The organism is Pseudoxanthomonas sp. X-1, from assembly GCF_020042665.1.
GTDB lineage: Bacteria > Pseudomonadota > Gammaproteobacteria > Xanthomonadales > Xanthomonadaceae > Pseudoxanthomonas_A > Pseudoxanthomonas_A spadix_A.
The window spans coordinates 3572508-3584320 of the sequence record NZ_CP083376.1 but is presented as its reverse complement, the minus strand read 5'-3'; the positions used below and the strand labels follow the sequence as shown (position 1 = coordinate 3584320).

7 protein-coding genes are annotated in these 11813 nt (G+C 69.6%); 5 read left to right on the top strand and 2 right to left on the bottom strand.

Translation table 11 applies throughout. The features are described 5' to 3' along the window. The first annotated feature begins 124 nt into the window (after window positions 1–124). Genes LAJ50_RS16140 through LAJ50_RS16125 form a run of 4 tightly spaced genes read left to right on the top strand, consistent with a single transcriptional unit; the run spans window position 125 to window position 3955 of the window. Complete coding sequence (locus LAJ50_RS16140) at window positions 125–1711, top strand: flavin monoamine oxidase family protein (RefSeq protein ID WP_138655340.1); 1587 nt, start codon at window positions 125–127, stop codon at window positions 1709–1711. Beyond that, entirely contained in the window at window positions 1708–2175 is a 468-nt protein-coding gene (locus LAJ50_RS16135; protein WP_138655330.1) for a cytochrome c, read from the top strand. The genes LAJ50_RS16140 and LAJ50_RS16135 overlap by 4 nt, the downstream gene beginning before the upstream one ends. Window positions 2176–2214: 39 nt before the next feature. Beyond that, the gene (locus LAJ50_RS16130; protein WP_171044694.1) at window positions 2215–2709 is read left to right on the top strand and encodes a RidA family protein; all 495 of its coding nucleotides are present in this window, start codon (window positions 2215–2217) and stop codon (window positions 2707–2709) included. 22 nt (window positions 2710–2731) lie between these two features. Then, a complete protein-coding gene (locus LAJ50_RS16125; protein WP_138655328.1) occupies window positions 2732–3955 on the top strand; it encodes a pyridoxal phosphate-dependent aminotransferase in 1224 nt (407 codons plus the stop codon). 48 nt (window positions 3956–4003) lie between these two features. On the opposite strand, the gene LAJ50_RS16120 is transcribed toward LAJ50_RS16125, so the two are convergent. Continuing rightward, window positions 4004–6757, bottom strand: a complete 2754-nt coding sequence (locus LAJ50_RS16120; RefSeq protein WP_224096607.1) for a LuxR C-terminal-related transcriptional regulator — start codon at window positions 6755–6757, stop codon at window positions 4004–4006. A 181-nt stretch (window positions 6758–6938) separates the two neighbouring features. Continuing rightward, window positions 6939–8231: a glutamate-1-semialdehyde 2,1-aminomutase gene (gene hemL, locus LAJ50_RS16115; protein ID WP_138655376.1), complete on the bottom strand. Its 1293-nt coding sequence runs from the start codon at window positions 8229–8231 to the stop codon at window positions 6939–6941. A gap of 312 nt (window positions 8232–8543) precedes the next feature. Here hemL and LAJ50_RS16110 point away from each other — a divergent pair, with 312 nt between their 5' ends. Further along, a complete protein-coding gene (locus LAJ50_RS16110) occupies window positions 8544–11720 on the top strand; it encodes a TonB-dependent receptor (RefSeq protein ID WP_130550112.1) in 3177 nt (1058 codons plus the stop codon). The last annotated feature ends 93 nt before the right edge of the window (window positions 11721–11813 follow it).

The following is an 11813-nucleotide window of genomic DNA, read 5'->3' as shown; positions in this document are numbered from 1 at the left end:
CGCTGCGCACCTTCCGGTGCGCAGCGGCGGCGCCTTGCGCGGGCCGTGCTCGCGCTTCCACGAAACAGGCCGCCCCCGCGGCCACGCAGACGAGTCAGACATGCAAGACAGTGTTCGTAACGGCATGACCCGCCGACAGCTGCTGGGCCGCATCGGCCTGGCCGCCGGCGGCACGATGATGTACCAGGCGATGACCAGTCTTGGTTACGCCGCCGACTCGGGCTACAAGGGTCCGGTCAAGCTGCAGGGCAATCCCAAGGGCGCCAGCGTGCTGATCCTGGGCGCGGGCCTGGCCGGCATGAGCGCGGCCTACGAGCTGCGCAAGGCCGGCTACAAGGTCAAGATCCTCGAGTACAACGCCCGTCCCGGCGGTCGCAACTGGACCCTGCGCGGCGGCGACACCTACACCGAGCTGGGCGGCGAAACCCAGCACTGCGGCTTCGACCCGGGCCTGTACATCAATCCCGGCCCGTGGCGCATCCCGCACCATCACCGCGCGATGCTGGCCTACTGCAAGCAGTTCGGCGTGGCGCTGGAGTCCTTCGTCCAGGTCAACTACAACGCCTACCTGCACAACACCAATGCCTTCGGCGGCAAGCCGCAGCGCTTCCGCGAGATCGACGCGGACTACCAGGGCAATGTCTCCGAGCTGCTCGCCAAGGTCACCCGCCAGGGCGCGCTGGACAAGCTGGTCACCAAGGAGGACCAGGAGCTGCTGCTCGAATCGCTGCGCAGCTGGGGCGCGCTGGACAGGAACTTCGCCTACACCACCAGCGACACCAGCAGCATGCGCCGCGGCTTCGCCAAGTACCCCGGCGGCGGCGTGTCGGGCAAGCCGGAGTTCTCCAAGCCGATGTCGCTGCAGGACGTGCTGGGCTCCCACCTGTGGAACCAGCTGGCGGCCGGCAAGAACATCGAAATGCAGACCGCGATGTTCCAGCCGGTCGGCGGCATGGACATGGTCGGCAAGGCCTTCGCGCGCGAGCTGGGGCCCGGCGTGATCCAGTACAACGCCAAGGTCGTGGACATCGACCAGGACGACCACGGCGTCAGCGTCACCTACGAGGACACCGGCGCGCCGGGCAGCAAGCAGGTGGTCAAGGCCGACTGGTGCATCTGCACGATTCCCTTCTCGGTGCTCAGCCGCATCCCGGTCAAGGTCGGCCCGGCGATGACCGAGGCGATCACGAACCTGCCGTACGCCTCCTCGGTCAAGGTCGGCCTGCAGTTCAAGCGCCGCTTCTGGGAAGAGGACGACAACATCTACGGCGGCATCAGCTACACCAACCTGCCGATCACCAACATCAGCTATCCCAGCACCGGCTTCCACGCCGCGGGCAAGGGCGTGCTGCTGGGCGCCTACATCTGGGGCCTGGACGCGTACGACTTCACCTCGCACAGCCCGGCCGAGCGCGTGCGCCGCGCGGTCGCCTTCGGCAGCCAGATCCATCCGCAGTACCCGGCCGAGTTCGACAACGGCGTGTCGGTGGCCTGGCATCGCGTGCCCGGCAACCACGGCTGCTTCGGCCAGTGGGACGAAGCGCTGCGCGCCAGGCACTACGCCGCGGCCACGCAGATCGACGGCCGCATCGCCATGGCCGGCGAGCACATCTCCTACATCCCGGCGTGGCAGGAGGGCGCGGTCCTGTCCGCGCACGATGTCATCGGCCGCCTGCACGCCAAGGTGATGGCGACCGGAGGACAGGCATGAGCCGCCGCACGTGGTACCGCTTCGGCGGCGCGCTGACGCTGGCCGCTTCCGCGCTGGCGCTGCCGGCCCTGTGGGCGCCGGGCGCGCATGCGCAGACCTCCGACGCCACCGGGCTGATGCAGACGCGCGACTTCTCGCATGCCGATGGCGCCCAGGTGTACGCCACCATCTGCGCCGGCTGCCACATGCCGGCCGGGCAGGGCGCGCGTGGTGCGGGTGAGTACCCCGCGCTGGCGGGCAATCCCAAGCTGGGCGCGGCGCCGTACGTGGAGATGATGGTCTTGAACGGCCATGGCGCCATGCCGGGCTTCGGTCCTATGCTCAGCGACGGCCAGGTCGCGCAGGTCACCACCTACGTGCGCACCCATTTCGGCAACCAGTACAGCGATGCGGTGAGCGAGGCCGACGTCAAGGCGCTGCGCGCCTCGCTGGCGCCCACGGCCGCGGCCGACCAAGACGACTGACATCCCTTTTCCATGAAGATCCCAGGAGCCACCATGACCCTGTCCCGCCGCCTGTCCCTGTTCCTGCTGGCCGCGCCGCTGGCGCTTTCGGCGCACGCCGCCGACGTCAAGCGCTATGCCATTCCCGGCAGCGACTTCCCGATCGCCTCGGCCGTGGAGATCCCGGCCGGCAAGACCACCATCTACCTCAGCGGCAAGGTGCCGGCCGTGGCCGATCCGGCCGCGCCCAAGGACTCGATGGAGGCCTTCGGCGACACCAAGACCCAGACCATCAGCGTGCTCACCCAGATCAAGCAGCAGCTCGAAGGCATGGGCCTGGGCATGAAGGACGTGGTCAAGATGCAGGCCTTCCTGGTCGGCGGCCCGGAGAACGGCGGCAAGATGGACTTCAAGGGCTTCATGGAGGGCTACACCCAGTTCTTCGGCAAGGACGCCAAGCAGATGAACCTGCCGGCGCGCTCGGCCTTCCAGATCGCGGCCCTGGGCAACCCGGGCATGCGCATCGAGATCGAAGTCGTCGCCGTCCGTCCCTGATCCTGACCGAGGAACTTCCCCCATGAAGCAGCCGCTCTCCCGTCGTGGTTTCCTGCGTGGTTCCGCCCTGGCCGCCGGTGCGGGCGTCGGCGCGCCCCTGCTGTCTCTGTCCGGCCTGGCCCTGGCCCAGAATCAGTCGCGCAAGCGCCTGAAGATCGACCCGGCGGCCTCGGCGGCCGCCGGCCTGGCGCCGGTCTACATCAACGCCAACGAGAACCCCTACGGCCCCAGTCCGGCGGCGCTGAAGGCCATCGACGGCATCGCGCCGCAGGGCGGGCGCTACCTGGGTGACCTGCAGACCGAACTGGTCGGCGAACTGGCCAGCCAGCTCGGCCTCAAGCCGGAAAACATCGTGCCCTACGCCGGCTCGACGCCGCCGCTGCAGTACACGGTGATGGCCTTCACTTCGCCGGGCGCGGCGCTGGTCACCGCCAATCCCACCTTCGAGCAGGCCTGGGGCGTCGCCGAAGCGATCAAGGCGCCGGTGCACAAGATCCCCCTGCGCAAGGACTACAGCCACGACGTCCAGGCCATGTGCGCGGCCGACGCCGGCGCCGGCATGCTCTACATCTGCAATCCCAACAATCCCACCGGCTCGATCACCACCCGCAAGGACATCGAGTACGCGCTGGCCAACAAGCCCAAGGGCAGCATCCTGGTGCTGGACGAGGCCTACATCCACCTCTCGCCCAGCGCGGTCAGCGGCGTGGATCTGGTCGCCAAGGGCGAGGACGTGGTGGTGCTGCGCACCTTCTCCAAACTCTACGGCATGGCCGGCATCCGCCTGGGCTATGCGGCCGCCCGTCCCGACCTGCTGGCCAAGCTGACCTATTACGGCTTCAACTCGCTGCCGGTGACCGCCGCGGCCGCCGGCCTGGCCAGCCTGCGCGATCCGCAGCTGGTGCCGCAGCGGCGCAACGCCAACACCGTGCTGCGCGACGAAGTCACCACCTGGCTGACCGCGCAGGGCTATCCCTGCACGACGTCGGAAAGCAACTGCTTCATGGTCGACGTCAAGCGCCCGGCGCCGGAGTTCATGAAGGCCATGGCGACCTACGGCGTCTTCGTCGGCCGCGCCTGGGCGGTGTGGCCGACCTGGTCGCGCATCACCGTGGGCACGCCTGAGGAAATGGCGCGCTTCAAGGATGCCTTCGCCAAGGTCATGGCCGGGCAGATGGGTCCGCTGGAGGTCAAGACCGCGATGCTGCGCGACGAACGCCGCGACGGCAGCCTGACCCTGGTCTGATCATTGCGTTGAAGCCAGGGCCGGCGCGTCGCGCGCCGGCCCTTCGCGTTACTCCGGGCTGCCGGCCGCGCCGATCAGCCCGCGCTGCAGGGCGTTGCCCAGGGCGGCTTCGCGCGTGCCGGCCTCCAGCTTGCGGTAGAGGTTCTTCAGGTGGAACTTCACCGTGTTCTCCGACAGCGAGAGGCGTCGGGCGATCTGTTTGTTGGACAGGCCGCTGGCCAGCTCCTGCAGGACTTCCAGCTCGCGCTCGCTGAACAGCTGCACTGCCAGCGCGTCCTCGCAGGACAGCTTGTCCAGCAGGGTCTGGATGGTCAGGGCGCGGGTGGTGCCGGCGACGGCCTCGGGGTCGTGCTGGCGCGCCACGCGCAGCAGGGCCTTGACCGGCAGGCCTGGCTCCAGCGCGACCTGCCAGGCGCGCGTGGCGGCAATGCGGTCCAGCGCCGCCGACAGCGCGGGCAGGGCCTGCTGCAATTCGCCGCGCTGCTGGCGCACCAGCGCCATGCGCACGCGCACGCGGTCGCGATGGTGCGCGTCCTCGCGCTCGCAGGCGGCGGCGTCCAGCGCCTGCAGCAGGGCCAGCGCGCGCCCGCTGCGCCCGGCTTCGGCATGCCAGCGCGCCAGCGCCAGGCCCAGCGCCTGCGCCTGGCGCCAGGTATGGGCGTTGCTCAGCGCATGCTGCAGGGCCATCTCGCCGCCGCTCCGGGCCAGGGCGGCGTCCAGCGCGTGGTCGGCGGGCAGGTCCAGCTGCACGTCCACGCGCCAGGCCGCCGAAAGATCGGCCAGGCGCGTGAGATGGCGGCGCGCCGCCAGCGCATCGAGGCGATCGAGCAGCGCACAGGCGGTACGGCCACTGCGATCGCGCTGCCGCGCCAGCGCCAGCGCGGTGCCGAAGCCGGCGATGTACACGTCGACCCAGCCGTCGCCGGCTTCCAGCACGTCCAGCGCGCCGTCGAGCTGGTCGGCGGCCTCGTCGTGGCGCCCGCGTTCGAGCAGCAGCTGGGCGATCAGGCAGCGGCACGCCGCCACCAGCACGGCGTCGCTGCCCTGATGCGACTGCGCCAGCTGCAGGGCGCGGGCATAGACCGCCTCGGCCTGGTCCAGCGCGCCACGATAGAAATAGCTCTGGCCCAGGTGGGTCAGGGCGTAGCCCACCGCGATCTGGGTGTGGTCCTGTTCGAAGGCCAGCGCGCCCTCGCGCGCCAGCTGCTCGGCCTGGGCGAACTGGCCGCGGCCCAGCGCGGTGGTCGCGCAGATGCACAGCAGGGTGCCGCGGCCGAGGTGGTCTTCCTGGTCCAGCGCCTGCGCCTGCGCGGCCAGCTGCGCCACGCCGCGCGGCTGCGGACAGATCTGGTCCATCAGGTCGCGCAGCAGCGCGACCACCACGGTGTAGTCGCGTTCCAGCGGCGCGCGCACTTCGTCGGGAAAGCTGCGGAACCGCTCCAGCAGCGTCTGCGCGTGGCCGAACTCGCCCACGCGCAGGTGCAGGTAGGCCTGGGTGAGATTGAGCGCCGGCGTCTCGCGCACGGTGCGCGGATCGAACTGGCGCAGCAGCGCGCGCGTGGCGGCGACGCCATGGGAGAGCAGCAGCTGCCAGGTGCCCGCGCGCGCGATGCAGTCGGCCGCCAGCGTCACCTCGTGCGCGCCCAGGGCGTGACGCACCGCTTCGGCCAGCTGGCCGTGCGCGGCGCACCACAGCGCGGCGCGCCGGTGCAGGGTCAGCCCCAGCGCCGGCGAGCGGCGCTCGAGCTGCAGGTGCAGGAATTCGGCGAACAGCGGGTGGTAGCGGAACCAGGCGTGGTCGTCGTCCAGCGGCACCAGCAGGCCGTGGAAATGGCCGAGCCGGTCCAGCAGCTGGCCGCTGTCCTGACGCTGGCGCACCGCATCGGCCAGGGGCGCGTTGAAGCGCGCCAGGCCCGAGGTCTCGAGCAGGAAGTCCCGCAGCTCTTCGTCCAGGTCGCTGACCACCTGTTCGGCCAGGTAGGCTGCCAGCCCCGCGGAGCGGCCGGTGAAGCGCGCGATGTCCTCGCCGCGCGCCTGGCCGCCGGCCAGCCACGCCGCGGCCAGGCGCACGGCCACCGGCCAGCCTTCGGTCTTGCCGCGCAGGCGCTTGGCGTCCTCGTCGCTGGCCTGCGCGCCGAGCAGGGCGCGGGTCTCGCCACCGCTCATGGCCAGCTGCGCCGCGTCGATGCGCTGCAGCGCGCCGCGCACGGCCAGCCGCGCCAGCGGCAGCGCCGGCGCGCGCCGGGTCGCCAGCAGCACGTGCAGGTGCGGGCCGCCGTGTTCGACCAGCAGGGTGATCAGTTCGTCGTTGCGGGGGCAGGCGGCGCGATCGTAATCGTCCAGCACCAGCACCAGCGGGCGCTGCGTGCAGCGGATGGCGCGCAGCAGCGCGGTGCGCAGCGCGGCCAGATCCAGCTCGCGCCAGTGCAGGCCGCCCAGCGGGGTGGCGCCGGCCTCGCCGGCGGTGACGCCCAGCGCCAGGCCCAGGTAGGCCAGCAGGCGGCCAGGCTCGGCATCGTCCTCGTCCAGCGACAGCCAGGCCGCATCGACGGCGCCGCCTTCAAGCAGGTGTGCATGCCACTGCGCCAGCAGGGTGGTCTTGCCGAAGCCCGGCGGCGCCAGCAGCAGGGTCAACGGCACGCCGATGCCCGCATCCAGGTGCGTCAGCAGGCGGTCGCGGCGGACCGCGTCCAGATGCAGGCGCGGTGGCTCGAGCTTGTCCGGAAGCACCCAGTCCCCGGTGGAACCGGGTTCGCGGGTGGCGGGTGGACGACGTCCGACCAGGGCAACGGGTTTGGCGATGGGCACGACGGATCTCCGCAGCGGCGGCCTCGTCCAGGCCGTTCCGCGTGGTGTGACAGCCCGGTCGTTCAGACCTGGCTGCGCGTGGGCCCCCGCCCATGCCCTTCCGCTGGACATCCTGTGCCTGACATTAAAGTTATGTGATGCGCTTGCCAAGCGTCGCGCCTCGACGCCGGCCCGTTCAGCGTGCGGAGATCGCCCCGAACGCCGCCCGTGCCGCCTCCAGCGTGGCCTGGATGACCGCATCGTCATGTGCGCTGGAGACGAAGCCCGCCTCGTAGGCCGAGGGCGCCAGGAACACGCCGCGTTCGAGCATCGCCTGGAAGAAGCGGTTGAACGCGGCCACATCGCAGGCCGTGGCCTGGGCGTAGGTTTCCACCTGGGCATCGGTGAAGAACAGCCCGAACATCGCGCCGACCTGGTTGGTGGTCACCGCCACGCCGGCCTCGCGCGCGGCCGCGCGCAGGCCTTCGCACAGGCGCGTGGTGGCCGCGGTCAGCCGCTCGTGGAAGCCCGGCGCCTGGATCAGTTCCAGCATCGCCAGGCCCGCGGCCATCGCCACCGGATTGCCGGAGAGCGTGCCGGCCTGGTAGATGGGCCCGGCCGGTGCGATCTGCTGCATCAGGTCGGCGCGGCCGCCGTAGGCGCCCACCGGCATGCCGCCGCCGATGATCTTGCCGAAGGTGGTCAGGTCCGGGGTGATGCCGTACAGCGCCTGCGCGCCGCCGAGGGCGACGCGGAAGCCGGTCATCACCTCATCGAAGATCAGCAGCGCGCCGTGCCGGGTGCACAGGTCGCGCAGGTGCTGCAGGTAGCCCGGGCGCGGCGGGATGCAGTTGGCGTTGCCGACCACCGGCTCGATGATTACCGCGGCGATCTCCGCGCCGCACGCATCGAACAGCGCGCTCGCGCCCTCGAAGTCGTTGTAGCTCAGCGTGCTGGTGAGTTCGCTCAAGGCGGACGGCACGCCCGGCGACGTCGGCACGCCCAGGGTCAGCATGCCGCTGCCGGCCTTGACCAGGAACGAGTCGCCGTGGCCGTGGTAGCAGCCCTCGAACTTGACGATGCGGCCGCGCCCGGTCGCGCCGCGCGCCAGGCGGATCGCCGACAGCGTGGCTTCGGTGCCGGAGTTGACCATGCGCACCATCTCGCAGGCCGGCACCAGGCGGGTGATGGTCTCGGCCATGGTCACCTCGGCCGGGCAGGGCGCGCCGAAGGACAGGCCGTCGCCGATCGCCCTGGCCACCGCCTCGCGCACGTGGGGATGGTTGTGGCCGACGATCATCGGCCCCCATGAGCCGACGTAATCGATGTAGCGGTTGCCATCGACGTCGTACAGGTAGGGACCGTCGGCGCGCTGGACGAAGAACGGCTCGCCACCGACCGATTTGAACGCCCGCACCGGCGAGTTCACGCCACCGGGAATCAGCTGGCGGGCGCGGGCGAACAGGGCGTGGGAGCGGTCGTGGTTCATCGGGTCGGGATCCTGGTGGGGCGGGGCGGTTTCATCGGAAAGCGATGGAAACGCGGGCGCCCATTGTCGTGGCTACGGCCTGGCGGGGCCAACCCGGCCCCGACTACCCGGACGGATGAACCCTACCCGCCGTAGACCCGGCGTGGCGCCATGTCGCCGCATAGCATCGGCTGACACACAGGGGTGGGCATAAGGTCATGGCGAAGCATCATTCGCCATCTGCGGGATGCAGCTCCCACTGTGTATGACGCAGCGCCGCATGGGGGTGGCGCTGTGCATCGACCACAGAACCACCGGGGAAACCACACCAACATGAAGCGCATCCTCCGCCGCAGCGCCCTGGCGCTCGCCCTGACGCTGGCCGCAGGCAGCACCTACGCCCAGTCCACCACCGGCCGCATCTTCGGTACCGTCCAGGGCGCCGAGGCCGGTGATACGGTCCTGGTCCAGAGCAGCAGTGGCTTCTCGCGCGAAGTACCGGTCGAGGGCGGCCGCTACACGCTGGGCAACCTGCCGCTGGGCAGCTACACCGTCACCCTCAAGCACGACGGCCAGACGGTCGACACGCGCGAGAACGTCGGCATCCTGGTCGGCGCCGGTACCGAGGTCGGCCTGTCGGCCGGTGGCGGCGGCTCGGCCACCACGCTGGGCGCGGTCAAGGTCTCGGCGATGAGCATGTCGCCGATCGACGTCTCCAGCGTCGACACGCGCACGGTGGTCACCGCCGAGCAGCTGCAGCAGCTGCCGCTGGGCCGCAACGCCGAGGCCATCGCGCTGCTGGCGCCGGGCGTGGTGGTCAACAGCGGCGGCTTCGACAACGGCCCGCTGGGCGGCTCGCTGCCGAGCTTCGGCGGTTCGGCCGCGTCGGAGAACGCGTATTACCTCAACGGGTTCAACACCACCTCGACCGCCAACAACCTCGGCGGCCTGACGCTGCCCTACGGCGCGATCGACCAGCAGGAGATCTTCACCGGCGGCTACGGCGCCCAGTACGGCCGCTCCAACGGCGGCGTGATCAACCAGGTCGGCAAGAGCGGCACCAACGAGTGGAAGTTCGGCGCCTCGGCGGTGTTCGAGCCCGAGGCTTTCAAGGCCAGCCAGAAGGACATCTACTGGCGTCCGGACAGCCAGACCTCGACGGTCAACAACACCGCCTACCGCTATGCGCGCTCGGCCAATGGCCTCTACCAGCCGCTCAGCGAGACCAAGGCGACCTCGGAGACCTACAGCGCCTACGTCGGCGGCCCGATCATCCAGGACAAGCTGTTCTTCTTCCTGGCCGGCGAGCGCGTCGACTCCCATGGCACCCGCATCCTCAGCAACCGCGACGCCGACAACGGCAACGTCGGCGGCCTGACCGAGTACGAGTACCGGCAGAATCGCCTGTACGGCAAGTTGAACTGGTACATCACCGACAACCACTTGCTGGAACTCACCGGCGCCAGCGACAAGTACAAGACCAACGGCGACGTCTACCGCTACAACTACCTCGACCGCACCAAGGGCGCGTTCTACACCAAGGAAAACACCAACGATGCCGGTCCGCGCCTGTATCTGGGCAAGTACACCGGCTACTTCGGCGACAACGTCACCGTCAGTGCGCTGTACGGCCAGATGAACACGCCCGACGAGATCAGCTACTACAACTACGATCCGGGCAACGGCCCGGTGATCAACAGCGTGGCGCTGCAGAATCCGGCCTACACCGGTGGCACCCCCATCGTCGGTGCGCAGAAGCAGACCTCGATCACCGCGCCGGACCGCGAGTACGAGAAGCGCAACCTGCGCCTGAGCGTGGAGTGGCGCATCGCCGATCACGCGATCACCGCCGGCATCGACAACCAGAAGCTGAAGGCCACCAACATCGGCACCTACGCCTCCGGCCCCGGCTATGCCTGGACCTACGGCCGCACCAGCGATCCCTATGGCCTGAACACCGGCGGCCTGATCAGCCAGTCGGCCAATGAGGCCGGCGGCAAGGGCGCGCCGAGCCCCGGCCTGGTCGACCCGGTCTACGGCGCCTCCGGCTACTACGTCACCAAGGACACCACCACCGGCCTGAACTCCTACGACGCCGACCAGAAGGCGTACTACCTGGAAGACAAGTGGCAGGTGACCGACAACCTGCTGCTGAGCCTGGGCCTGCGCAAGGACGAATTCACCAACTACGTCCCGATCAGCCACGTGCCCTACATCAGCGTCGACGCCTGGTCCCCGCGCGTGGGCTTCAGCTGGGACGTGCACGGCGATTCGAGCCTGAAGATCTTCGGCAACGTCGGCCGCTACTACCTGGGCCTGCCGCTGTCGGCCGTGGGCCTGTTCACCGCCAACGTGTCGAAGAACGAGTACTTCACCTACAGCGGCATCAACCCCGACGGCACGCCGATCCTGTCCAGGTCGCTGGGTCCGGCGGTGTCGGCCAACTCGCGCTTCGGCCGCGCCTCGGATCCGAGCGCCGCGGTGGTCAAGGACATCAAGGGCGAGAACCAGGATGAGGCGATCCTGGGCTTCACCCAGGAGCTGAGCATCGGCTGGGTCTACGGCGTGCGTGCCACCTATCGTCGTCTCAACGACGCCATCGACGACCAGAACTTCGATACCGACAACCGCGGACTGGTGCAGTCCGCCGCCGCACAGGGCGTCGCGATCGACTGGACCCGCACCGCCGGTGCCGAACTGATCAACCCGGGCAAGACCAATGTCTGGAACGTCTACGACACCAGCGGCAACCTGCGCCAGGTGACGGTGACCCGCCAGGCGGCCGGTTTCCCCGAGCTGAAGCGCGACTACGGTGCGCTGGAGTTCAACCTGGAGCGCCCCTTCGACGGCAAGTGGTACACCAAGTTCAACTACGTGTGGTCGCATAGCTACGGCACCACCGAAGGCCAGCTGCGTTCGGATCTGTTCCGCTCCGGCGGCGCCCTGGGCAGCTACCAGGGCCAGGCGGCCGTCTCGACCACGCAGAGCTGGGACCACGCGGCGCTGATGGAGCACGTCAACGGCGATCAGTCCAACGATCACCGTCACCAGATCAAGCTGTACGGCTACTACCAGCTGACCGACGAATGGGGCGTCTCGGGCAACCTGAGCATGATCTCCGGCGCGCCGAAGCACTGCCTGGGCAATTACTACGGCACGGACTACACCGGCACCGATCCGGCCGGTTACGGCGGCAGCGCGGTCACCGGTGGCCCCTATCACTACTGCTACAACCCCGCGACCGGCAAGGGCGAGCCTTCGCCTCCCGGCTCGCACGGCCGCCTGCCGTGGATCAACCAGTTCGACCTGGGCCTGACCTGGAAGCCGGTGTTCGCCGACGGCAAGCTGGCCGTCAGCCTCAACGTGTTCAACCTGCTCAACGCGCAGAAGGCGATCACGGTCTATCCGTTCTCGCAGCTGCCCGATGGGTCGGTCAACCCGCTGTACGGCCAGAACGTGGTCTACCAGACCCCGCGCTACGCCCGCCTGACCGCCAGCTACGATTGGTAAGCCGCTGTCACGTCCGCCCCGGCCACCGGGGCGGGCGCCTGGCAGATATCAAGTGGAGCACGGCGCCGCGGCAGGTCCGCGGCGTCGTCCTGT